This is a genomic window from Agrobacterium tumefaciens, assembly GCF_005221325.1.
Classification (GTDB): domain Bacteria; phylum Pseudomonadota; class Alphaproteobacteria; order Rhizobiales; family Rhizobiaceae; genus Agrobacterium.
Map to the genome: position 1 here is coordinate 2901332 of NZ_CP039888.1, position 23033 is coordinate 2924364.

26 protein-coding genes are annotated in these 23033 nt (G+C 59.3%); 5 read left to right on the forward strand and 21 right to left on the reverse strand.

The genetic code is table 11. The features are described from left to right. Positions 1 to 7: 7 nt before the first annotated feature. Positions 8 to 871 carry an EamA family transporter gene (locus CFBP5499_RS14730; protein ID WP_080826793.1) on the forward strand — a complete coding sequence of 288 codons (864 nt, stop codon included), beginning with the start codon at positions 8 to 10 and terminating at the stop codon, positions 869 to 871. Between the two features lie 6 nt (positions 872 to 877). On the opposite strand, the gene CFBP5499_RS14735 is transcribed toward CFBP5499_RS14730, so the two are convergent. The 3 genes from CFBP5499_RS14735 to CFBP5499_RS14745 all read right to left on the reverse strand — a co-directional run bounded on the left by CFBP5499_RS14735 (position 878) and on the right by CFBP5499_RS14745 (position 3040). Continuing rightward, positions 878 to 2116 carry an aminopeptidase gene (locus CFBP5499_RS14735; protein ID WP_080826792.1) on the reverse strand — a complete coding sequence of 413 codons (1239 nt, stop codon included), beginning with the start codon at positions 2114 to 2116 and terminating at the stop codon, positions 878 to 880. Positions 2117 to 2203: 87 nt separating this feature from the next. Further along, positions 2204 to 2680, reverse strand: coding sequence for a Cys-tRNA(Pro) deacylase (ybaK, locus tag CFBP5499_RS14740; RefSeq protein WP_080826791.1), 477 nt, complete (start codon positions 2678 to 2680; stop codon positions 2204 to 2206). A gap of 12 nt (positions 2681 to 2692) precedes the next feature. Continuing rightward, a complete protein-coding gene (locus tag CFBP5499_RS14745; protein ID WP_080826790.1) occupies positions 2693 to 3040 on the reverse strand; it encodes an ArsC family reductase in 348 nt (115 codons plus the stop codon). A 233-nt stretch (positions 3041 to 3273) separates the two neighbouring features. Here CFBP5499_RS14745 and CFBP5499_RS30035 point away from each other — a divergent pair, with 233 nt between their 5' ends. Next, positions 3274 to 3441 (forward strand): hypothetical protein, encoded by a 168-nt coding sequence (locus CFBP5499_RS30035; RefSeq protein ID WP_003503889.1) that lies wholly within the window; start codon positions 3274 to 3276, stop codon positions 3439 to 3441. 185 nt (positions 3442 to 3626) lie between these two features. Here the strand turns inward: CFBP5499_RS30035 and CFBP5499_RS14755 are convergent, their stop codons facing one another. Next, positions 3627 to 4343 (reverse strand): 2'-5' RNA ligase family protein, encoded by a 717-nt coding sequence (locus CFBP5499_RS14755; RefSeq protein ID WP_080826788.1) that lies wholly within the window; start codon positions 4341 to 4343, stop codon positions 3627 to 3629. A 174-nt stretch (positions 4344 to 4517) separates the two neighbouring features. Here CFBP5499_RS14755 and CFBP5499_RS14760 point away from each other — a divergent pair, with 174 nt between their 5' ends. After that, positions 4518 to 5096, forward strand: coding sequence for a TetR/AcrR family transcriptional regulator (locus CFBP5499_RS14760; protein ID WP_080827512.1), 579 nt, complete (start codon positions 4518 to 4520; stop codon positions 5094 to 5096). 142 nt (positions 5097 to 5238) lie between these two features. Continuing rightward, entirely contained in the window at positions 5239 to 5727 is a 489-nt protein-coding gene (locus CFBP5499_RS14765) for a hypothetical protein (protein WP_080826787.1), read from the forward strand. 73 nt (positions 5728 to 5800) lie between these two features. Here the strand turns inward: CFBP5499_RS14765 and guaA are convergent, their stop codons facing one another. The 13 genes from guaA to CFBP5499_RS14830 all read right to left on the reverse strand — a co-directional run bounded on the left by guaA (position 5801) and on the right by CFBP5499_RS14830 (position 19359). Next, entirely contained in the window at positions 5801 to 7378 is a 1578-nt protein-coding gene (gene guaA, locus CFBP5499_RS14770; protein WP_080826786.1) for a glutamine-hydrolyzing GMP synthase, read from the reverse strand. A gap of 83 nt (positions 7379 to 7461) precedes the next feature. Continuing rightward, entirely contained in the window at positions 7462 to 8100 is a 639-nt protein-coding gene (locus CFBP5499_RS14775) for a 5'-methylthioadenosine/S-adenosylhomocysteine nucleosidase (protein WP_080826785.1), read from the reverse strand. Continuing rightward, positions 8097 to 8546 (reverse strand): PaaI family thioesterase, encoded by a 450-nt coding sequence (locus CFBP5499_RS14780; protein ID WP_080826784.1) that lies wholly within the window; start codon positions 8544 to 8546, stop codon positions 8097 to 8099. Before CFBP5499_RS14780 ends, CFBP5499_RS14775 begins: the two co-directional genes overlap by 4 nt. Positions 8547 to 8624: 78 nt before the next feature. Continuing rightward, positions 8625 to 9077, reverse strand: coding sequence for a TspO/MBR family protein (locus tag CFBP5499_RS14785; RefSeq protein ID WP_080826783.1), 453 nt, complete (start codon positions 9075 to 9077; stop codon positions 8625 to 8627). Between the two features lie 51 nt (positions 9078 to 9128). Continuing rightward, a complete protein-coding gene (locus CFBP5499_RS14790) occupies positions 9129 to 10223 on the reverse strand; it encodes a DUF1513 domain-containing protein (RefSeq protein ID WP_080826782.1) in 1095 nt (364 codons plus the stop codon). A gap of 3 nt (positions 10224 to 10226) precedes the next feature. Beyond that, positions 10227 to 11348, reverse strand: a complete 1122-nt coding sequence (locus tag CFBP5499_RS14795; RefSeq protein ID WP_080826781.1) for an imelysin family protein — start codon at positions 11346 to 11348, stop codon at positions 10227 to 10229. Next, the gene (locus CFBP5499_RS14800; RefSeq protein ID WP_175416794.1) at positions 11348 to 12871 is read right to left on the reverse strand and encodes a di-heme oxidoredictase family protein; all 1524 of its coding nucleotides are present in this window, start codon (positions 12869 to 12871) and stop codon (positions 11348 to 11350) included. The genes CFBP5499_RS14795 and CFBP5499_RS14800 overlap by 1 nt, the downstream gene beginning before the upstream one ends. Positions 12872 to 12930: 59 nt before the next feature. Then, positions 12931 to 14208: an imelysin family protein gene (locus tag CFBP5499_RS14805; RefSeq protein ID WP_080826779.1), complete on the reverse strand. Its 1278-nt coding sequence runs from the start codon at positions 14206 to 14208 to the stop codon at positions 12931 to 12933. Positions 14209 to 14362: 154 nt separating this feature from the next. Continuing rightward, on the reverse strand, positions 14363 to 15652 hold the full coding sequence (locus CFBP5499_RS14810; protein WP_080826778.1) for an RsmB/NOP family class I SAM-dependent RNA methyltransferase: 1290 nt from the start codon (positions 15650 to 15652) through the stop codon (positions 14363 to 14365). A gap of 61 nt (positions 15653 to 15713) precedes the next feature. Then, positions 15714 to 16082, reverse strand: a complete 369-nt coding sequence (locus CFBP5499_RS14815; RefSeq protein WP_010970798.1) for a septal ring lytic transglycosylase RlpA family protein — start codon at positions 16080 to 16082, stop codon at positions 15714 to 15716. 426 nt (positions 16083 to 16508) lie between these two features. Then, complete coding sequence (locus CFBP5499_RS14820; RefSeq protein WP_080826777.1) at positions 16509 to 17381, reverse strand: SDR family oxidoreductase; 873 nt, start codon at positions 17379 to 17381, stop codon at positions 16509 to 16511. Between the two features lie 3 nt (positions 17382 to 17384). Then, positions 17385 to 18536, reverse strand: a complete 1152-nt coding sequence (gene queG / locus CFBP5499_RS14825; protein WP_080826776.1) for a tRNA epoxyqueuosine(34) reductase QueG — start codon at positions 18534 to 18536, stop codon at positions 17385 to 17387. 130 nt (positions 18537 to 18666) lie between these two features. Beyond that, on the reverse strand, positions 18667 to 19359 hold the full coding sequence (locus CFBP5499_RS14830; RefSeq protein ID WP_080826775.1) for a glutathione S-transferase family protein: 693 nt from the start codon (positions 19357 to 19359) through the stop codon (positions 18667 to 18669). 159 nt (positions 19360 to 19518) lie between these two features. On the opposite strand from CFBP5499_RS14830, the gene CFBP5499_RS14835 reads away from it, so the two are divergent. Beyond that, positions 19519 to 20325, forward strand: coding sequence for an undecaprenyl-diphosphate phosphatase (locus CFBP5499_RS14835; RefSeq protein WP_080826774.1), 807 nt, complete (start codon positions 19519 to 19521; stop codon positions 20323 to 20325). Between the two features lie 83 nt (positions 20326 to 20408). On the opposite strand, the gene CFBP5499_RS30040 is transcribed toward CFBP5499_RS14835, so the two are convergent. From CFBP5499_RS30040 to pyrF, 4 genes are all read right to left on the reverse strand, one after another. Then, positions 20409 to 20564, reverse strand: a complete 156-nt coding sequence (locus tag CFBP5499_RS30040) for a hypothetical protein (RefSeq protein ID WP_006310141.1) — start codon at positions 20562 to 20564, stop codon at positions 20409 to 20411. A 349-nt stretch (positions 20565 to 20913) separates the two neighbouring features. Next, the gene (locus CFBP5499_RS14845; RefSeq protein ID WP_080826772.1) at positions 20914 to 21894 is read right to left on the reverse strand and encodes a complex I NDUFA9 subunit family protein; all 981 of its coding nucleotides are present in this window, start codon (positions 21892 to 21894) and stop codon (positions 20914 to 20916) included. Between the two features lie 121 nt (positions 21895 to 22015). After that, on the reverse strand, positions 22016 to 22303 hold the full coding sequence (locus CFBP5499_RS14850; RefSeq protein ID WP_080826771.1) for a DUF1330 domain-containing protein: 288 nt from the start codon (positions 22301 to 22303) through the stop codon (positions 22016 to 22018). Between the two features lie 20 nt (positions 22304 to 22323). Then, positions 22324 to 23031, reverse strand: a complete 708-nt coding sequence (pyrF, locus tag CFBP5499_RS14855) for an orotidine-5'-phosphate decarboxylase (RefSeq protein ID WP_080826770.1) — start codon at positions 23029 to 23031, stop codon at positions 22324 to 22326. Between the last annotated feature and the right edge of the window lie 2 nt (positions 23032 to 23033).

A 23033-nucleotide genomic window follows, 5' to 3' on the forward strand; every position in this document is an offset into this window, starting at 1 on the left:
TCTTGAAATGAAGAAAAATACGACCTATGCCGCCGATGTGCTGGTGACCGCGCTTGCCCCCGCCATCTGGGGAACCACCTATTTCGTCACCACGGAATTCTTGCCGCAGGGCTACCCTCTGCATGTCGCCATGTTGCGTGCTTTGCCGGCGGGTGTCCTGTTGCTGCTTCTCGTCCGAAAGCTGCCGCAGGGCATCTGGTGGCCGCGCAGCTTCATTCTCGGCGCACTGAATTTTTCGTTTTTCTGGGCGATGCTTTTCGTTTCGGCCTATCGGTTGCCCGGCGGTGTCGCAGCGACGGTTGGCGCGGTGCAGCCGCTCATCGTCATCGGTCTGTCGCGGCTGTTTCTCTCAACAGCCGTGCGGCCACTCGCCATCGTCGCCGGTTTTCTCGGCATTGCCGGTGTTGCGCTTCTGGTGCTGACGCCCGGCGCGGCGCTTGATGGTATCGGCATTGCCGCAGGTCTGGCCGGTGCTGTCTCCATGGCCTTCGGAACCGTGTTGACCCGTAAATGGCGACCGCCGGTCTCGAACCTCACCTTCACCGCCTGGCAATTGACGGCGGGCGGCATTCTTCTTCTGCCGGTCGCTTATTTTCTGGAGCCGGCCCTGCCGGCGCCAACGGCCGCCAATATTCTCGGTATGGCCTATTTAGGCCTTATCGGTGCGGCGCTCACCTATCTTCTGTGGTTTCGTGGGCTAGCCCGCATCGAACCTTCCGCGGCTGCATCGCTCGGTTTTTTAAGTCCTGTTGTGGCGACCGTGCTGGGCTGGCTGGCGCTTGGCCAAAGCCTTGCGCCAGCGCAGATCGCCGGGTTCATTGCCGTGCTTTTCAGCATCTGGCTCAGTCAGCGCAGCCAGTTGCCGAAGTAGGCATCCTCAGGCCCATTCGCCCTTGCGCATAACCGGAACCGTGGAGCCATCCGGCTTCACGCCATCGATATCCACCTTGTCGGAGCCGATCATCCAGTCGATATGAATGAGGCTGGAATTGCCGCCCTGCGCCTTGATCTGATCCTGCGACAGCGAGGCGCCGTCGAGGAAGCATTTCGAATAGCACTGGCCGAGCGCGATGTGGCACGAGGCGTTTTCATCGAACAGCGTGTTGTAGAACAGGATGCCGCTTGCCGAGATCGGTGAGGAATGCGGCACAAGTGCCACTTCACCGAGACGCCGCGCACCCTCATCGGTGTCGAGCACCTTGTTCAGCACAGCTTCGCCCCTGGAAGCCTTGGCTTCGACGATGCGGCCGGCTTCGAACTTCACCTGAATATTGTCGATCAGCGTTCCCTGATGCGAAAGGGGCTTGGTGCTGGAAACGTAACCATCCACGCGCAGCGCATGCGGCGTGGTGAATACTTCTTCGGTCGGAATATTCGGGTTGCAGGTTACGCCGTTCTTGGCGGTGGAAGCGCCGCCATGCCATTCATGGCCGTCTGCCAGCCCGATCCTTACATCCGTGCCGGGGCCGGTGAAGTGTAGTGATGAGAAGCGCTCGCCATTCAGCCATGCCGAGCGCTTGGCAAGATTGGCGTTATGCTCTGCCCATGCAGCGACGGGATCGGCCACATCCACCCGCGAGGCGGCGAAGATGGCGTCCGCGAGCTTGCGAACCGCTTCGTCCTCAGAGACACCGGGGAAGACCTGTTTTGCCCAGGAGGGGTTGGGATAAGAAATGATGTTCCAGTTGATATCGAAGTTGGAAATCTTCTCCAGCGCGGGCTTATAGGCCGTGGAATTGGCCTTGTTGGCGCGCGCCACCTTGGCTGGGTCCTGCTCGGCCAGCAGCATGGGGTTGTCGCCGGCAATCGCCAGCCGCGCCGCGCCATTGGCATAGGCCTTCGCCATACCTTCATAGAGCCAGCCGGAAGCCCGGTCGAAATTCGCGTCGCTGGCATGGCGGTAGCGCGAAAGCGTGGTTTCCTCGTCGGAGTAGAAAGTGGTGACCAGCCCGCCGCCCGCGATATAGGCATGTTTGGTCAAAAGCCTGACCAGCGGCAGGGCCGCCAGCGGCGCAGTGATCACCAGATCCTGATCCTTCTGCAATTGCAGGCCGACCTTGACGGCGACTTCCGCGAGTTTTTCGAGTTTGACGGGATCGATGGGGGAAACGGTCATGATCTGCCTTCGTCTATTTCATAGGAGGCGCCGACCATAGCCCATTCCTTCCGAAAGCCAAATGCTTTCAGGAACGCTCCTTACGCCTCATTCCGCAACCAGCGGTGCGACAATGGCATCAAGCGCTTTCTGGGCATCTTGGGGCGAGAGCCTCACCTGCAAACCACGTTGCCCGCCATTCATGTAGACGTAATCATGCGCCATGGCATCGGCTTCAATGGCTGTCGGCACCTGTTTCTTCTGCCCGAAAGGGCTGATGCCGCCAACATGGTAACCGGTCGCCCGTTCCGCATCGGCGGGCTTCATCATGCTGGCGGATTTGCCCCCGAAGGCGACGGCAAGCTTCTTCATGCTCACCTCGCGGTCGGAGGGGACTACGACGCAAACTGGCTTGCCGTCCAGCTCCGCCATCAGCGTCTTCAGCACCAGATGCGGCGCCTCACCGATCGCCTCGGCCGCCTGTAGACCGATGCGGTCGGCATTCGGATCGTAATCATAGGTGACGGCGGTAAAGGCAATACCGGCCTTGGTCAGCATCTGGGTGGCGCGGGTCGTTTTGGACATGGAGGGCTGCGTTCAGGCAAAAAGGGTCTGGTAGATTTCCGGCTTGAAGCCGACGGTTATCTTGCCCTTCGTCTCCAGCACCGGGCGCTTGATCATCGAGGGCTGCGCGAGCATCAGTCCGATGGCCTTTTCGCGGGTAAGATCGGCCTTCTGGCCATCGTCGAGTTTCTTGAAGGTCGTACCGGCCCGGTTGAGCACCGTTTCCCAGCCGGCGGCATCACACCATGTTTCCAGATGGTTGCGGTCGATGCCGGCTGCCTTGTAGTCGTGGAAAGAATAATCGACGCTGTTCAACTCCAACCAGCTTCTAGCCTTCTTCATCGTGTCGCAATTCTTGATGCCGTAAATCGTGACCGTCATGCTATCGCCTCTTCGTCTTTAGACCTTCCGGCATAACAAAATATCCATCTTATTCAAGCCGCCGCCTGATGTGCCTTGCGCCATTTTTGAAGCATGACGCCTGAGCCATGCAAAATCGAAGTAGCTGATATCCGAACGAGCGCGAGCAAAGCTGCATGGCTTCCCTGCTACATCATGAGTTGTAGAACAGGGCGGAAATCCCCATTATCTGGGCATCAAAGATGGAGAGAAAAATGCGTCAGGTTGCAAAGACATCGCGTAACTTCTTCGGTGAAACTTTCGCCGTTCTCGGTGCAGCGCTATCGGTTTCGGCCGCTGTTCGCGCACATCGCAAGCCCGCCCGCGCCGATCTCGAAGCCCTTGGCATCGACGGCAAGGCTTTCGACAAGGTCCAGCTCTAAGCTGTTTATCGTTTGTAGCGAGGCGAAATCGCCTCGCTTGCGTCTGTTACCGAAATCCGCTCGGTTTTCGGCGGGTGCCGCGGATGATTTGAACTGCGCCTCTGTCGTATATTGCTAGGCGCGTTCCTGCTGCTTCCCAGCAGCAGATAGTTTCGGGCATGGATACCATGCCTTTCGGGCCCACGTTATCGCGCCGCTAACTTTCGGGCCGGTCGTTTCGGCAGGCTGAATATTTTTTCCGGCAGATATAATTGACTCTCTGGCTGCTCGTAGCGGTCCGCCTTCGCCGAAAGCGCGAAGCGTCCCAGAGATTCGTGCCGCGTTTCCCCATTATGGCTGAAGATGAGTTCGAAACTGCCCGCCAGCCAGCTATAGGGTTTTTCAACAGGCATGGGTTCGATTTTCCCGCAGCCATAGATCATGGTGAGGTGCGGCGTAAACGATGATGCGGCGATGTAGGGAAGATTTGCCCGCCAAAGGGCGCGCTGCACCATCTTCGCCAGGGCCCTGAGCTCCAGCATCTCGCGGCGGCTGCTCAGTACCAGACAGTTGCGATTGCCGAAAAGCGAACTCCCATCGAATGTGATTGGAACGGGCCGCGCCCTTATCTCCCCCAGTGCCGCCTTCAGCCGGTTTACCAGGCCGCGAGGCACGGTGTCGAAACATCCGACACAGAGCAGGGTGATGTGCAGAAGCTCCGCCGGATAGGCCTCACGCTTCGTTCGCCCTGCGGCATGGCTCGACGCATCGGTAAAAATTCTCCCCGCCAGGGCCGCCGGCGGCTTCACCACGATCAAGACCTTGCTGCTAAATCGCGGATTGATCCGGCGTTGTTTCTCCGGCTCAAACCCTTCAAGGAAAAGCTGCCTTAACCCTCCTTTATCCGTCAACTCGAAACCCATGACGATGCTCCACGGCCATGCCAAGGCCGCGATATTATCATCGGCGGGAAAAATTGAAAGAACAAAAAGAGAACATATTGCGTCAGGCACGGCATATAGGAGAGAGGATCGATCGCCCAGTGTGCGAACTCGCTACGAGTTGACATTCTACCTACTAGTTGGTAGGCCATGAACATGAAAAATCTGCAAAGCAAAGCCGATGACATTCTCCAGTGCGCGCGCACCCTGATTATAAGAGGTGGCTACAACAGTTTCAGCTACGCCGATATTTCCCATGTGGTCGGCATTCGCAATGCGAGTATCCACCACCATTTTCCCAGCAAAGCGGATTTGGTCCGCAAACTGGTTGCACAATACAGGCAGGAAGCTGAAGCCGGTATCGCCGGGCTGGAGCGAAACATCTCTGATCCGCTGGAACAGCTTCGCGCCTATATCGGCTATTGGGAAGGCTGTATCGCTGACGCTACTCATCCCTTCTGCGTCTGTGCGCTGCTTGCCAGCGAGATACCGGTTCTTCCTGAAACGGTCGTTCTTGAAGTACGTGCGCATTTTCGAAGTCTCTCGGACTGGCTCACCACCGTGCTGGAACGCGGCGCTGCTCAAGGGCGCCTTGTACTAACGGGAACAGCGCGGGCCAATGCTGAAATCTTCATGGCCACGGTGCACGGCGCAATGCTTTCGGCGCGTGCACACGGCGATGCCGCGACCTTTGGCGCGGTAACCCGCTCCATGCTGGAGCGCATCACCGCTTGAAACGGCACCTTGCGAGGGGAGTGCACGCAGGACCCGAGCGAGTTGCCGACCAATCAACAGACAACACACCGCTTGCAGATATGTCGGTGACATCCTGCTTCCCGGACCACCCCAACTTTCTGGAAGAGAAAGGCAATCTCGCATGTTCGGTATTTCTCCGCTTGGCTGGGTCCACACACTCGGCAGCCTCCCGGCCATTCCCGTGGCCATCTACATGTTTGCCCGTCACGGTCGAATCGTTCCCCGATCCACGCCGGGTGCAATCTATCTCGTTTCCATGCTGATTGGTGCTGCGACGGTCTTCCTCGTGGCGCATCAGCCGGTCAGCTACGGCGTTGGTGTCCTGACTATCCTGTTCCTGCTTGCGGGTTATGGAATAGAACGCGTTCTGGGTTCAACGCGTATCGCCAGATATATTGAAACCATCTGTCTCAGCATCACTGCGTTTCTTTTGATGGTGCCAACGGTTAGCGAAATTCTGCGTCGCGTCCCCGATGGTCACCCGATAGTTACGGACCTAAAATCGCCGCTGCTTCTCGGCGCTCAGGCAGGATTGCTGGCAATCCTCGTGGTTGGCCTGACCGCCCAGATGATTTATCTCACACGACAAAAAAGAAACGCCGCGAACTAGTCGCGGCGTCATCTTTAAAACTGCCTTCGATACGGGCGTTGCGGCAGCAACGTCACGGCATCGATTATAGTCCTTATTCCCACTCGATCGTGCCGGGCGGCTTGCTCGTCACGTCATAAACGACGCGGTTGATACCGCGCACTTCGTTGATGATGCGGGTTGCCGCGCGGCCAAGGAAGTTCATGTCGTAGGGATAGAAATCCGCCGTCATGCCATCCACTGACGTCACGGCGCGCAGCGCGCAGACGAAGTCATAGGTGCGGTAATCGCCCATGACGCCGACGGTCTGTACCGGCAGCAGCACGGCAAAGGCCTGCCAGATGGTGTCATAGAGACCGGCCTTGCGGATTTCGTCGAGATAGATCGCATCCGCCTTGCGCAGAATATCGAGCTTCTCGCGGGTGATCGCGCCGGGGCAACGGATCGCCAGACCCGGGCCGGGGAAGGGGTGACGGCCGATGAAGCTTTCCGGCAGGCCGAGTTCGCGGCCAAGCGCGCGCACTTCATCCTTGAAGAGCTCACGCAGCGGCTCGACGAGCTGCATGTTCATGCGCTCGGGAAGCCCGCCGACATTGTGGTGGCTCTTGATGGTGACCGAAGGGCCGCCGGAGAAGGAAACGCTTTCGATGACGTCAGGATAAAGCGTGCCCTGCGCCAGGAACTTCGGTGCGCCCTTGCCATCGGCGGCAATCTTGGCCGCTTCGGCCTCGAAGACTTCGATGAACAGACGACCGATGGTCTTGCGTTTTACTTCCGGATCGGAAACGCCCGAGAGTTCGCCGAGGAACATGTCGGCGGCGTCAACGTGAACAAGCGGGATGTTGTAATGGTCGCGGAACATGCCGACGACCTGCTCGCTTTCGCCAAGCCGCATCAGGCCGTGGTCAACGTAAACGCAGGTCAGCTGGTCGCCGATCGCCTCATGGATTAGGATCGCCGCAACCGAGGAATCGACGCCGCCGGAGAGAGCGCAGAGCACGCGGCCGGTGCCGACCTGCTCGCGGATCTTGCGGATCATCTCGGCGCGGTAGGCAGCCATCGTCCAGTCGGATTTGAGGCCGACGATCTTGTGAACGAAGTTGGAGAGCAGCTTGCCGCCGTCAGGCGTATGCACCACTTCCGGGTGGAACATCGTGGTGTAATAGTGGCGCGCCTCGTCGGCCGCGATGGCGAAAGGTGCGTTCTCGGAGGTCGCGATGACCTCGAAACCTTCCGGCAGCTTCGTCACGCGGTCGCCATGGCTCATCCACACCGGATAGCTCTTGCCCTGTTCCCAGAAACCGTCGAACAGCGGGCTTGCCTTCTTGATGTCGATATCGGCCCGGCCGAATTCCGCCGCATGGCCGCCCTCGACCACGCCGCCGAGCTGCGTGCAGAGCGTCTGCTGGCCGTAGCAGATGCCGAGGATCGGAACCTTGCTGTCGAACACCGCCTGCGGCGCGCGAGGGCTTCCTTCCGCCGTCACGGATGCGGGGCCACCGGAGAAGATCACGCCCTTGGGCTGAAGCTTCTCGAACGCCTCTGCGGCATTCTGGAACGGGTGGATTTCGCAATAGACCCCGGCTTCGCGGATGCGGCGCGCAATCAGCTGCGTCACCTGGCTGCCGAAATCGATGATGAGAATGCTGTCGGGATGGGCTATCTGGGTCATGGCGAGCCTTTAAAGAAAAGCGGGGCTTTAGGCAACCCGGAAGCGGGCGTCAAACGGCGGAAATTTGCGAAAATCGCAAGGTTTCAAAGGGCAATCACACCATCCTCGATGGCGCGGCAGAGCCGGTCGACGGCATCGGCGAGCTTTTCATCGATGATATCAAGATATTCCGTCCAGTCGTCCACATGGTTCACATCGGCCTTGCCGTCGGAAATACCGCGCAGGCCGATGAGGGGCACACCGAAGCGCTGGCACGCGCGCAAGACCGCAAAGGTCTCCATTTCCACCATATCGGCATCGATCAACCCATAGGCTTCTCCAGAAACGACGTTGCCGCCGGTGGAAAGTCTTGCCTCGGCAATATCGGGTATCCGCAAAGGCAGGGCCACTTCAGCGGGCAGATCGAGAAACGGCGTGCGCCCCTTCTCGAAACCGAAGGCGGACGCATCCATATCGCGATAGGAAACCGAAATCGCCTGATAGATACCCGTCTGTTGCAATGTCCGCGAACCGGCGGAGCCAAGCGAAACGACGAGATCGGGCAGATGGTCGGCCGCATCGAGACCGGCAAGAATGGCCGTCACCGAAATAGCCGCCTCGACCGGGCCGACCCCGGTCATGAGTGGCGTGATGCGCGCCTGCAGATGGGGGCCGTATTCTGCGGAAGCCGCCATGACGAAAAGAACGGATTTATCCGCAACATGCGAAAGCCGATAGCTCATCCGCTAATATCCTCGCGCCCCTTCACTACCATCATAGTGCCCGTCATGGAGGCGATGAGCTTTGCAGGTCCATCGGAGAGCGCATAGGCGCGGCCATCCGCCACGATCAGATTGTTGCCGGGCTTGATGATCTCGCCGCGAAACAGGAACCGCTCACCACGTCCCGGCGACATGAGGTTGACCTTGAATTCGATGGTCAGCAGCGAGGCTTCCGGTTCGATGATCGTATAGGCCGCGTAAGTGCAGGCCGTGTCCAGGCCGGCGGCAATGACGCCCGCATGCAATATGCCATGCTGCTGTGTCAGCTTTTCATGGAAAGGCAGCTCTATTTCCACCAGCCTGTGTTCGATGCGGCTTATCTCGGCATTGATGGCCTGCACCACGCCCTGCCGCGCGAAGCTAGTTTCTATCCGCTGGCGAAAATCGCCGGGATCAGTGATCTCCATGGCCTACCTGCCTGCCTTCTGCCCTGTCGCAGACTGACATGGCGCGTGGCGCTGGGCAAGGCAAGGGCTTGCCGCGAATTAGTTCAGCAAACCGATGCTTGCGTTGAGCACCGTGGCAAAGGCGACCCACAAGGCATAGGGCGCGAAAAGCCACATGGATATGCGGTCGCGACGGTAGGTCAGCGCCATGAAGGCGATGATGCAGATCAGCATGGGGACGATGATGACGAGCGCGCCGGCCGGGCTCTGCATGCCGAAAAAGATCGGTGACCACAGGAAATTCAGCACCATCTGCGTGAACCAGAGGCGCATGCGCGTCCCCATCGGTTTCCTGATCCACGTCCGCGCGCCGGCGATGCCGATCAGGATGTAAAGCGCAGTCCAGACCGGCCCGAAACTCCAGTTGGGGGGATTGAAGAATGGTTTCTGCAGCGATTGGTACCATTCGCCCGGCACATTGTTGACGCCGATCAATGCCCCGATAGCGACAACGACAACCACAAAAACAATATGCACGGCCAGATTCTTCATTACGCATCCAATGCGCGGCCGACGCTTTGGTTCCCCTGCTTTTTCAGTATTTTAGCCGGAAAGGCGCACGATATGCTGGTCCCAGGCCACGTTGCTGCGAATGGCCTCGAAAAATCCGTCATAGGAGGAAACCGCAATGCCGCCGGTAGCCGCCGCAACACCCGCCGCTTCCCGCACGCTAACCTCCGAGACCACGCGTCCTGTCTTCGCATCAAGTGTCACGGCGGCGTTGCCGTTCGGCGAGGTCAGGCCCACCAGCCCTTCGCGCCGGTTGACGGCGATGGCCCCGACATAATTGGCAAGCCGTACGGTCGTTTCGTGCGGCAGATCGACGAAGGCAAGATCCTCGCCCTTCGAGAAATGGCCGACAAGCGGCGGAAGATCGTTGCGCGGTCCTTCATATTGGCAGGCGAACCAGATGCGGCCGTCATCGCCGAGATCGACATGGCGGGTGGAAAGCTGCCGCAGCTGCTCCGGCATCGCATGTTTCTGGATCAGCTGACCGGTGGCGGCATCCAGTAGCACGAGGGAAGGTTCCATGCTGTCGATATTGAGTTTCGTGCGGCCGAAATCCGGGTGGGTCTCAATGCCGCCATTGGCGATCACGATCAGCCGCCCGTCATCGCTCACCGTCATGTCATGGGTGCCGACGCCATGCGCGTCATATTCACCGATGCGGATAAAACCGTTCCGGGTGTCGTAAAGGCCGATGACGCCGCGATTGCCGTCGAAGTCGTTTTCGCTGGCATAGAGGATTGCGCCATCGGGCGAGAATTGCCCATGGCCATAAAAGTGCCGGTTCTCAGGCGCGTGCATCACGACAGGCTCCTGACGCCGCATGGGATCGAAGGCCATGAAGAAAGTGCCGGGACGGCGCGCGAAGGCCACCGTCATGCCGGTCGCATGGCTCATCGCCATTCCATGGGCGCGGGCGGGCAAGGCGACGCGATCGATGATCTCGCCACGCTCGCTCACCGTCGCAATGCCGTAGGAGCCATCGCGGGCGCGGAAGGCGGAGGCAAAGACGGCGTCGGTGCGTTCCAGCGCATGGAGCGACTGCGGGGCAAGGGCGGCAAGGAAGGGAATACCCGCCGCCTTGATGAAGCTGCGCCGGTCGATCAGCATCCGCTTGCTGCCGGAAATCATCGCTCAGTCTCCGTCAGCAAAGGAAAAGCCGGAGCTGAGGCCGATCGCGCCGCCATACTGGTCGTTGAGGCGGTAGATCAGGTCTTTGCCGTTGAGCAGCAGATAGTCCACCTTGGCGCGCTGGTCGTCCTCGTCCAGCGCCTTTTCCACATCCGTATCGATCGTCCCGGCAACCCGGATCATCGATTTGGCGATGAAGTCGATGGAATTGACGATGGAGCGCTGATCGGGCGGTACGAGTTCGACCATATCGGCGGTATGCAGGAGAGTCTGCACGGCCTTGATATTGGCGGAAATACTCTTCCAGGTCAGGCCTGAGCGCCAGTAAATGGCGGTGCGGGGAAATCTCGCCTTGTCCGGCCCCTTGTAGAAGGTTTCGATCCGCTGGTCGCGGATCGCCTCTGCGCCGTGCACGAGAATGCCGAGCAGGGCAACCAGCGCCTCGCGCTCGTCACGAAAGACGGGGTTGTCCGGTCCCGGCTGTGTCCAGTTTTTCTGCGCACCGTCAGGTGCGTTCCAGCTGTCGGAAAGCTCTGCCGCCACATTGGCGATATTGCCGGCGATGGCGGCGCCGAAACGGCAGCGGAAATCGCCCTTCTTGTCGAGAAGCTCATCCGCGCCGGTGCCGTAAAGCACGAACTCCAGCGCGCCGAGTCCCTGTGCCGCGACGCTCTTGCCTTTCAGGCCGTCGGCGGTGGTAACGCTTTCATCCTTGTCGGCAAGGTAACGCTGCACCTGCTTCAGTCCGAGACCCTTCTTGTCGGGGTAATAAAGCACGCGTTCGAAGCGGTTCTTCTCGATGACAGGGCCGATACGCATGATTTCGATTGTCGACCAGTTCAAGACCGTTTCAGTAAAAGCCGCCTGCGCTGCCGCCTCCGTTGTTTTGGAGGGTGCTGCGCAGAAGGCCTTCATGCTGCCTTCCAGCGTCTCCGCAGACTGCCGGAAGTGGTCATAACCGGGGCGGATGAAGCCGTTCACCGCTTTTTCCATCACGCTCCGCACCTGCGCGGGGTCGAGCGGTGGCGGCGGCAACAGTTCCACATCCTGCGCCCTTGCCGGCGGCGTGGTGAGAAGCAGCAGCACGGAGATGACGCCGGAAATTTTTCGCATGGCATTGTTCATCAAAGAGACTCCAGAAAGGCCAGCAAAGCCTGCCGGTCGGATTTTTGCAAGGCGGCAAAGGCGTCGCGCGCTTTTTGCCCTTCGCCGCCATGCCACAATATGGCTTCCGTCAGGCTGCGCGCCCGCCCGTCATGCAGGTAAAAACCGTTGCCGTTCACCCTTTGCGTCAGGCTGATGCCCCAGAGGGGCTGGGTGCGCCAGTGCCGACCGCTCGCTTCGCCGACCTGCTGGCCATCGGCAAGCTCCTCTCCCATGTCGTGCAGGAGGAAGTCCGAATAGGGCCAGATCAGCTGGAAAGAATGCATCGGATCGGCGGCATCGCGGCGGGTGACAAATTTCGATGTATGGCAGGCCGTGCAGCCGGATGTATAGAAAAGCTGCTTGCCCTCAAGAACGGCCCGATCCCCGGCATTGCGCCGCTGCGGCACAGCGAGGTTTTCGGTGTAGAAGGTCACGAGATCGAGAACCGGGTCCGGCGCTTCCACCGGCCCCAGCCGCGGCTGCACGCCTGTCGGCATGGCCAGACAGTCCTTCTGAGTATTGGTGCAATCGCCATAGGCATTCGGCGCATCGGGGGTGGAAATGCCGATATCGTGGGAAAAGGCGCTGGCGCTCTGGTCACGAACGCTCGCATTCTGCGCTTTCCAGCCGAACCGTCCGAGTTTCACCTCGCCGGCGCGATGATCCCTGACCCAGGCCGGGCGCCCGGCAATGCCGTCGCCATTTTTGTCATCGGGGTCTGCGTTGGCCAGAATATCGGCCTCGCTGATCGCCTCGATCAGGCCAAGCCCGAGGGTGGGCATGGCGATCCGCGCCGAAAGCGTCGTATCGGTGCCAAGCGGACCATATTTCAGCTCCGCTGCGGCATAGGTGGGCTTGCGCAGCATCACCACCTCACCATCCGAAAGGTGCACCGGCATTTCAATGTAGGTGATGACCGGCCTGCCCTCGGCGGAGAGACCGGGGATGGCAAGATTCTGCAACTGCCGGCCATAGGTAGCGTCGGGAAAATTCAACACTTCATGGCGCCCAATCGCGGCCCGTTCCGTCTCGTCCCGGGCCGGTCGCGCCAACCGCAGAAACAGCGAAACGGCGTCTTCGCCTGCAAGTGGCGGGCGGCCCCTGCCATCCTTCACATGGCAAGTCTGGCAGGATCGGGCGTTATAGAAGGGGCCAAGCCCGTCCGAGGCCTGCGTGGAGGAGGGGGAGGAGACCCAGAGCTTCTGGAACAGCGCGTTGCCAAGCTTGAAATCCTGTTTCCGCTCGAAAGGCATGGTGGCGGAAGGCTGGGAAAATGCGTTGCCATCGGCCTTGCCGGTGCTCGTGGTCGCCCCACCGGACATGGCCTCGAAGGGCTCCGGCCTCGTAAAATCGGTCGTTGGCGTAGTGACGGCCGAGACGCGGCTTCGGTCTTTCTCCGTCAGGTCGTCACGCAGCGGCGCGGCAAGCGTCGCCCACGCCACGAGGCAGGCTGCCCCGGCGAAGAAAAACGGCTTGCGGATCGGAGACAGCGACAATTCCATGGCGGTCGGAAGGCACATTTGGTGGGCGGGCCGCAGTGAATTGCGGCCCGCCTTGCCGCTTATTTGAAGACGGCGTTCGGGTTGTCGAGGCTCTCGGAGCCTTCAAGATCGATCTTGCCGAGATCAAGCGCCGCGATGACGCGTTCAACGGTCTTCGTCTGGTCAATGAGACCGTCGATGGCCGCCTGAACCACGGCATTGCCTTCCTTGTTGCCTTCGCCGATCATCTGGTCATAGGCTTCCACCGTCTGGGCGCGCTTTTCCATTGCGTGCATGGCGTCGAGCGTCTTGTTCAGCTTCCCGGCCATTTCGTCGTTCAGCGCCTTGTCCTTGGCGCCGACCAGTTCCGACAACGAGGCGCCGGTCATCTTCGTGCCGTCCACACGGGTATAATTGCCGGTATAGGCCGAAGCGATGCCGATGGCGTCGTTGAGATGCGAATTATAGGTGTTGTCGGAGAAGCAATCATGCTCCTCTTCCGGATCGTGAAGCAGCAGGCCGAGCTTCATGCGTTCGCCCGCCAGCTCACCATAGGAGAGCGAGCCCATGCCGGTCAGAATGGCGGTGAGGCCCGCTTTCGGATCGGCCTCCACCGTCTTCGTGGCTTCACCCTCCGGCGCCCAGGCGTCCACCATCTCCTGAAGATCCTTGATCAGCAGCGTGGAGGCGGATTTCAGGTAATCGGCACGGCGGTCGCAATTGCCGTTCGTGCATTTTGCCTTGTCATAATCGGTATAGGGGCGGTTGCCGGCGCCCGGTCCCGTGCCGTTCAGATCCTGGCCCCAGAGCAGGAATTCGATGGCGTGATAACCGGTCGTCACATTGGCTTCGACATCGCCTGCCTCGTGCAGGCTTTCGATCAGCTCCGGGGTGATCTTGGAGGCATCGACCTCTTCACCGCTGATCTTGATCTTCGGATTGGCGATGATGTTTGCGACGTAAAGTTCGTTTTCGTCGCTTTCTGTGCCGTAGGAGGCGTCGACATAGTCGATCAGGCCTTCATCCAGCGGCCAGGCGTTTACCTTGCCTTCCCAATCATCGACGATCGGGTTGCCGAAACGGTAGACTTCCGACTGCTGATAGGGAACACGGGCCTTGATCCAGGCTTCGCGCGCGGCTTTGAGGGTCTCTTCACTCGGCGTTGCGATCAGCGCATCGATGGCCTTGTCCAGCGTCTTCGCCGTGGTCAGCGAATCCTCGTATTTGGCATGTGCGACATCGGCATAATGCTTGATGACAGCGGCAGCGTCGGTCGCAGCCTGCGCGGGAAGCGCGGTGAAAGCCGCCGATGCGGCCAAAAGCGCGAAAGACGCGCTGAGAATGGTTTTGCGGATCATGATCCCTCTCCTTGGGCAGCATGAACAGACTTCAGGCTGCGGCAAGCGAGTTCTGACCCAATCACAAACTTGTGTCAAACATTCTAGTTTAGAACGCTTTGAAACAAGCTCGGCCGGTATTTCCCAAGTAAAATCGCTGCGTGCAAATAGGCTTTTATGCTTTGCGTTTCATCAAGCAGAAGAAGAAACCGTCCGTATCTGTGGTTGCAGGCGTCAGCGTGACTGTCTTTCCATCGGAGGAGTGCGGTTTGTTCGCATTACCGCCAAAAGTCGTCTGCCAGCGCTCCAGAGCGGAGCCGATGGAGAATTCGGTGTTTTCCTCGCAAAAACGCCTGACCTGCTGTTCATTTTCCTCGGGCAGAACGGAACAGGTGACATAAAGCAGCTCACCGCCCGGCCGCACGAAACCCTTGGCTTGCGAAAGCGCTTCGCCCTGCTGCTGCACGCGCTCCTCCAGATTGCGAGCCGTCAGCCGCCATTTGGTGTCTGGCCGTCTGCGCCATGTTCCGGTGCCGGTGCAAGGTGCATCCACCAGAACGCGATCGAATTTTCCTTGGAAGGGGGCAAGCCCGGCGGCGCGGTCATGAACCTGCACGTTGCGCGTGCCGGCCCGCTTCAGCCGCTCGATGATCGGCGCGAGCCGCTTGCGGTCGGCATCGAAGGCGTGAACCTGACCCTTGTTGTTCATGCTGGCCGCCATGGCCAGCGTCTTGCCGCCGCCACCGGCGCAATAGTCGAGAATCTGTTCGCCCTCATGCGCGCCGGCGAGATCGGCAACGATCTGCGATCCCTCATCCTGCACTTCAAACCAGCCCTTCTGGAAGGAGAGTTCGGCTGTGACATTCGGCAGGCGGGAAGGGCCTTCGCCGGCGGGGATGCGCACACCCTGTCGGGCAATCCGCGTGGCTTCCGCACCGCTTTCCTCAAGCGCCTTCAGAACCTTGTCGCGGGTTGCTTTCAGCGTGTTGGCGCGCAGATCAAGCGTCGGTCGCTCGTTCAGCGCCTGCGCCTCGGCGAGCCAGCGCTCCCCGAAAGCCGTTTCGAAGGAGGATTGAACCCATTCGGGAATATCGCCCTGAATATGGGCCGGTGCGTCACCAAGAGAACGGGAGAGAAAGGCCTGTTGCCTTTGTTCGTCTGGTGTGGCGGGGGCGAATTTGTCGCCGTCGAATTCCGCCGTCAGTTCCGCAAAGCTTTTGCCCCATTGGCGCAGCAGCACAGCATAACCAAGCGAGGCGGCGCTGTCGTCATCCATCAGCCAGGCGTGCGACAGTTTCATGCGCAGCGCGTCGTAGACGATGTTGCCGATGGCGGCCCTGTCGCCGGAGCCGGCAAAACGATGGGCAAGGCCCCAATCCTTCAGAGCATCGGCGACTGGACGCCTGCGTCCCTCAATATCCGCCAATACTTCGATTGCTCCGGCCAAACGCCCGCCCAAACGCATTGTCTACCTCTTCTTGCTGATAAGCCCGGTTGGTAGACGCGAATGGCGGCGAGGGCAAGGCTCAATCGGCCTTGACGATCTCGTAGCAGACCTTGGCAGTGCCGGAGCTGATCATGCCGATGTTCTTGGCTGCAGCCTTGGAGAGATCGAGAACGCGACCCTTGATGAACGGACCGCGATCGTTGATGCGCACCACAACGGCCTTGCCGTTGCGGGCATTCGTCACCTTGACCTTGGTGCCGAACCGCAGGGAGCGGTGGGCGGCGGTCAGGTTGGCGGCGTTCATGCGCTCGCCCGAAGCAGTCTTGGAGGACAACGCATACCACGATGCGCCTCCACAACCATTTGCCGCATTCGCCTGAAGAGGCGCGATGATGGAACAGGCGGCTATAGTTGCAGCGGTGAAAGTTATACGACGGATATTCAACAAACTGTGCTTCCCTGAAAATCGGCCCCGCGCCGATTGATTGTGCCCTTGCTAAACGGCCATGAACTGGCCTGAACGCCTTTTGATGCGAGATTGTAGGGCGAGGGAAAAATGGCGAAAAAAAGCTGATCTCAAATCACGAACTGTTACAGGCCGTAACATTCGTGATCATTAGCTGGAGAGGCGTTGCAGGGCCGTTCCAGTCAATTCTCGGAAAAAATAATGCAAAATCAACGATCAAAGGAAATGCTATTGCAAGTCACGGCTTCGTGAATCCACTTCACGAAATGTGAGTGAAATATTTTTCCAATGAGTAGGATTTTAGCGATTCGGCGTAGTTAATTAAGTCTTAATTCTCTTAAATACAACGAAAACTATCCGCCAAAACGGCGTTGGATGGATTTTTCATCGCTTTTGACAGGGTTGTTTTCAGCCGCGCCAGAGGCCGTTTTCCCATAATTGCTTCAGCGATTGTCGATACTCCGGAAAGCGGAAATCAAAGCCGAGTTCCCTTATTTTGGCATTGGAAACGCGCTTGTTTTCGCCATAAAATGAGCGCGCCATCGGCGTCAGATCGGCGGTCTCGAAATCCTGTTCAGCAGGGGGGACAACACCCATTAAGTCGGCCGCGAAGCTCACCACATCCTGCGGTGGGCAGGGTTCGTCGTCGGTCACGTTGAAGATGCCGCGTTCGTTCTTCAGTGCCAGAAAGGCGAGTGCCGCGCCGATATCCTCGACCCGGATACGGTTGAACACCTGATCCTTCTTCACAAGCCGTCGCGCCGTTCCCTTCTCGAAATTCATGAAGGCATTGCGTCCCGGTCCATAAATTCCGGATAGGCGCAGGATGGAAAGTGGCATATCTGCCTTCTGGGCTGTCACAGTCCAGGTGGCCTCGGCGATTACCCGTTCCACGGAGCGCGCGGAAACCGGGCGGCAGGGTGTCGTCTCGTCAACCCAGGCGCCGTGATGGTCGCCATAAACGCCGACGGTGGAAAGGTAGGCCACCCATTTCAGATTGGGCAGGAGCCTTTTCAGATCGTCGCCAAGAAGCGCAAGCAGCGGATCGCCATCCTTGCCCGGAGCGATGGATTGCACGAGATGGGTGACCTTACCCATCGCGGCGATGAGATCGTCATCGAGATGGGCGCCGTCGAAGAGTAACGGCGTCAGGCCTGCTGCGGCAAGGTTTGCGAACTTGTCCTGGCTGCGTGTGGTGCCGCAGATACTTGCGGCTTCAGTTTTCAGCGCGTTGGCAATGGCTTTCCCCGAATATCCCGCGCCGAAAATCATCACATGCATGGTTCATGCCTCTGCCAGTTGCCATTCCATTTCCGCTTCCGGATCACTCTCCGGGGCGCGACCGGCAGAGTATGTACGGAATTCGTCCCTGTCCATAAGCCGCGACAAAGCCCATGCGGCCATGCCGCGCACTTCCGCAGAAGGGTCGGTCTCCGCAAGTGCCTTGCATTGCTCCACGAATTGCCGGTCGGCAGAGTTTCCCGCCGCGATGAGCACATTGCGGATTAAGCGATTGCGGCCGATGCGCTTGACGGGGGAGCCACTGAAAAAGCTGCGAAAGGCGGCATCGTCAAGCGTCAGCAGAAAGGCGATGGATGGTTCCTTCAGATCCTCGCGCGCCTGCAGCTTCATCTCGGAGGCGCTCGCCGCGAACTTGTTCCACGGACAGGCGGCAAGGCAATCGTCGCAGCCATAGATACGGTTGCCGATCATCGGCCGGAATTCGTGCGGGATCGGTCCCTTGTGCTCGATGGTGAGATAGGAGATGCAGCGGCGTGCATCCAGCTGATAGGGGGCGGGGAAGGCCGCCGTGGGACAGGCGTCGAGGCAGGCGCGGCAGGAACCGCAATGATCCTTCTCCGCCTCATCAAGACAGAGCTCGGCGGTGGTGAACATGCTGCCCAGAAACAGCCATGAGCCATGGGTGCGGCTGACCAGATTGGTGTGCTTGCCCTGCCAGCCAAGACCGGCGGCGGCGGCAAGCGGCTTTTCCATCACTGGCGCGGTATCGACAAAGACCTTCACATCCTCACCGGCGCGGGCGGCAAAGCGCGTGGCGATTTCCTTCAGCCGCCCCTTGATGATGTCATGGTAATCGCGGTTGCGGGCATAGACCGAAATGGCCGCCTTGTCCGGTTTCGAAAGCAGGCCGCGCGGGTCTTCGTCCGGACCGTAATTGAGGCCGAACATGACGATGGAGCGCACATCGCCCCAAAGCGTTTTTGGCTCCGCCCGACGCGCCTCGGTTTCCTCCATCCACGCCATGGTGCCGTGGTAGCCATTGTCGAGAAATTGCCGCAGCCGCTCCGGTGCGAGCGGAATGCTGTCGGGCGCCGTGATGCGACACAGATCGAAGCCGAGCGAAAGCGCCTCCTGACGAACGAAATCCGTCAGTTTGCGTGCGCGTATCCGCTGCTTGTCGCTGGCAACGTCGATGGTCGTTTCTCCCGAGGCTTATTCTGCGGCATATATAGTGCATGTCGCCCGAAAGTGTGCAGCGGTTTCGGGAAAACGACATGCTTTAAATACAGCCGCACGCCGCAGCAAATAACCGGAAGGCCGGACCTCAGAAATCCAGATCGGCGTAGTGGGAAGAGGGGGCAAGACGTGGAATGCGTTCGCTGAGAAACGGCCGGAAGGAGGGCCGGGATTTCAGCCGCTGGTACCATTCCTTGGCAATAGGCGCTTCAAGCCAGTTGATCTCGCCGAGATAATCCAGCACCGAAACGGCGGCAGCCGCAGCAAGATCAGCATAGCTCAACCGATCGCCGGCAAGCCAGGTGCGGGAACCGGCAAGCCATTCCAGATATTTGATGTGCTGGCGGATATTGTTGCGGGCGGTGCGCAGCAGCTTGGAATCCGGCGGCCCGCCACCCTGTGCCGCGGTCATCTGCAATTTATAGACCCTTTCGCGCACCAGCGGCCGGGTCACGTCATTTTCCATCTTCTGCAGAAACCACTCCGTCAGGCGGCGGATTTCCGCGCGCTGAAACGGGTCTTCCGCCAGAAGCCGCCGGTCGCGCTTCAAAACCCCATGCGTTTCGTCAAGAAATTCGGCCAGCACGTAAGGCCCGCTGAGGGAGCGCATATTGTCATCGAGATAGACCGGCAGGGTGCCGGCCGGATTGAGCGCCAGAAACTCCCGCCGTCTTTCCCACGGCTGCTCCTCCACGAGATCGGTCTGGAACCCGTATTCTGCAAGGATCAGACGAACGAACCGGGATGCGGTCGACATCGGGGAGTGATAGAGAGTTGGCATCGGTACTCAATTTTTACGATTGGTTGTCATGATCGGCATTTGCCGGAAAACTTTTTCAGTTTCGCTTCATCAAGACGCTATAAGAGCTTGGCTACTTTAAAACAAGTTTAACGCAATTGCTTTCCATTCACGCTTTCCCCCTGAAAAGAAGGATACCTCATGGGTGACCAATCGATCATCAGCGCGCTTCTGCTGGGCATTATCGAGGGTCTGACGGAGTTTATTCCCGTTTCCTCCACGGCGCATGTGCTGCTGGCCGGGCATTTCCTTGGCTTCAAGTCGCCGGGCAACACTTTCGCCGTTCTCATCCAGCTCGGTGCGATCCTCGCGATCCTTCTTGTTTATTTTCAAAAGCTTGTATCGATCGCCGTGGCGATGCCGACCAGTGCCAAGGCGCGCCGTTTCGTGCTTGCGGTTCTCGTCGCCTTCCTGCCGGCGGCGGTGATCGGCGCTCTCGCCCATGACTTCATCAAGACGGTGCTGTTCGAAACGCCGATGCTCATTTGCGTCGTGTTGATCATCGGTGGCTTCATTTTGCTCGCGGTCGACCGCATGCCATTAAAGCCGAAATATACCGACATCATGGACTACCCGCCGTCTCTCGCCTTCAAGATCGGTCTTTTCCAGTGCCTTGCGATGATTCCCGGGACCTCGCGGTCCGGCGCCACCATTGTCGGAGCGCTGCTGATGGGCACGGACAAGCGTTCCGCCGCTGAATTTTCGTTTTTTCTGGCGATGCCGACGATGCTCGGCGCGTTTGTGCTCGATCTCTACAAAAACCGTGATGCGCTGAGCTTTGATGACAGTGCCCTGATTGCCGTGGGCTTCATCGCTGCCTTCGTTTCCGGCCTCTTCGTCGTGCGCTCGCTGCTGGATTTCGTATCGCGACGTGGATTTGCGCCCTTCGCCTGGTGGCGTATCGTCATTGGTGCGCTGGGTCTTGTCGCGCTTCTGGTTATCGGCTGAGCCGAATTTTCATATCGAACCGAAAAACAAAAAGCGCCCCGGAGAACCGGCGGCGCTTTTTGTTTGAAACCTGTAAAGGCCGATCAGTTGGCGCTGATCGAAGCCGTTGCGCAGGGGTCGACGCCATAGGCGGGAGCGCAACCGCTCTTGCCTGCCGCAACCGTTCCCGGCGCCATGAAAGAACCCGCCAGAACCACCAAAGCCGCACACGCAAAAAAGAGTGCGATAGATCTGCCCATTTTATGATTGCCTTTCAGACGTTCGTTCGCGCGGATCATGCCGCCGTGTGTGAATTGAGGGTTCGGGATATGTTTGGAATGTGGCGAATATCAATAAAGCAGCTTGTTGAATACCGGGTTAATGCGAAGTCTTTTCCACAGTTGCGCTTGTGCCACGCTTGCGTGCCGAGACCGCACGGACGTTAACTTTTCCCCGGCCTTCCAACTCCGCCGTCGCCCAGTCTGCACCTCCCCCGTAGTTGAGGGGGAAATGCACGAATAGCGGTTTGGTTGCAATTGAATTGCACCAAAACAAAAAGCGGGAATGGCTCCCGCTTTCATTTAAATCATTGACGCTACAGGTCGGCCTTCAGGCAGCCTTGCCCGCATTCGAGAACTGGCCGTGCGGACGATACTGCACCATATAGGACGGCAGAACCGAAGCGACACGAACGGGGGTGATGCCGATGCCTTCCAGCGTCAGGCCGTTCTTTTCTGCCTCAGCGGAAACGACATTGTCCTTTTTCAGCATGGTCACCTGATCGGGCGTCAGGGGCGGCGCAATCAGCGGCACCAGCGATGCGAGCTTGCCGATCATCGAGGCCACGCCGAAGGGCAGGTTGACGAAGGAACGCTCGCGATAGGTCGCGGCTAGAACGGCCTCGAGACAGTCACGGAAGGTCATGACATCAGGGCCGCCGAGTTCATAAATTGCGCCGGGCTTAAGCTTGCCATCGACGCTGCGCGCGACGGCTTCAGATACATCCTCGACATAAACAGGCTGGAATTTTGTTTTTCCGCCGCCGATCAACGGCAGGAACGGCAGGTTGCGGGCCATCTTGGCGAACTTGTTGAAGAAATCATCTTCCGGTCCGAAAATGATCGACGGACGCAGGATCACGGCGCCGGGCAGCACGGCATGGATGGCGGCTTCGGCACGGCCCTTGGTACGGCCATAACCGGTCTTCGAATTGGCGTCTGCACCGATGGCGGAAATATGCGTCAGCGTGGCGCCGGCGTCGCGGGCCGCTTCGGCAATGGCTTTCGCGCCGAATTCCTGCACGGCATCAAAAGTGTTGCGGCCGCTTTCCGCCAGGATGCCGACGCAATTGACCACATGATCCGCGTCTTCAACGGCTTTTACGATGGAGTCGCGATAACGCAGGTTGGCCTGGGCGAAGGAAATTTGGCCGACATTGCCAAGCGGCTGCAGAAAGCCGGCAAGATCGGGGCGGCGCACGGCGACGCGGATGCGATAACCGCGCTTGGCGAGCATTCTCACGACGTGCCGCCCGACAAAACCCGAACCGCCGAAAACGGTGACGAGGGGTGGAAGGTTGGCCAAGGTCATGGGAGGCTCCTCAGAAGCTGTCGATAAAGCGTTTTTCAGTCTCTTAGCCCAAAGCCGCGCGCGCGTGAAGAGAGGTTGTCGCAAGGCCTGAGGCAAGTTTGGCAAATGCGGTTGACGACCGTCAAATTCCTTCGACGATCATCATCTCCGCATCCGCGACTTCCTGGCGGATTTTGGCGGCCGCCTGGTATTCGGGAGAATTATAGCAATCGATGGCGTGCTGTACCGACGGAAATTCGATGACCACGTTTCGCGCGCGCGCCTTGCCTTCCAACTCGGTCACCGAACCGCCGCGTGCCAGAAAATTGGCGCCGAACCGCTCAAAAGCCGGCTTTGCCGTGGTGACATAGTCCTTGTAGCGCTCGCTGTCGCGCACATCGACGCGGGCGATCCAATATCCCTTGGGCATGTCGTCTCCTCCAGTTACCGTTACTGATTGGCCGGAAAGCTGGCGCGCAGCATATCGTCCAGAATGGCGCGAGCCGCCGCTTTCGGGTCTTCTGCCCTGACGATGGGGCGGGCGACGACCAGATGGCTCGAACCGGCCTTGATGGCGTCATAGGGCGTCATCACACGCTTCTGATCGCCGAGATCGGCGCCGGCCGGGCGAATGCCGGGGGTGACCACGGCAAGGTCGGGGCCGAGAATTTCGCGCACGGCGGTCGATTCTTCCGCCGAACAGACGATGCCGCCCATGCTCGCCTCGCGCGCCTGTTCCGCCCGGCGCAACACCAGCGAACGGGCGTCGGAGGCGTAACCGGCTTCGGCGAGATCGCTGTCATCCATGGAGGTCAGCACGGTGACGCCCAATAGGCAAAGGCCGGAGCCTTCCGCCGCCTTGACGGCAGCGCGCATGGCTTTGGGATAGGCATGCAGGGTCAGCATCGACATGCCCATGCGGGCGATATTTTCGACACCGGATGCGACGGTATTGTCGATATCGAGCAGCTTCATGTCGAGAAAGACCTTCTTGCCGCTCTGGACAAGATCACGCGCGAATTCGAGACCGCCGGCAAATACGAGCTGATAGCCGATCTTGTAGAAGAGAACCTCGTCGCCGATTTTCGACACGATGTCTTCGGCCTGCTGCACAGTCGGAACATCGAGCCCGATGATGAGTTTTTCGCGCGCGGTCATTG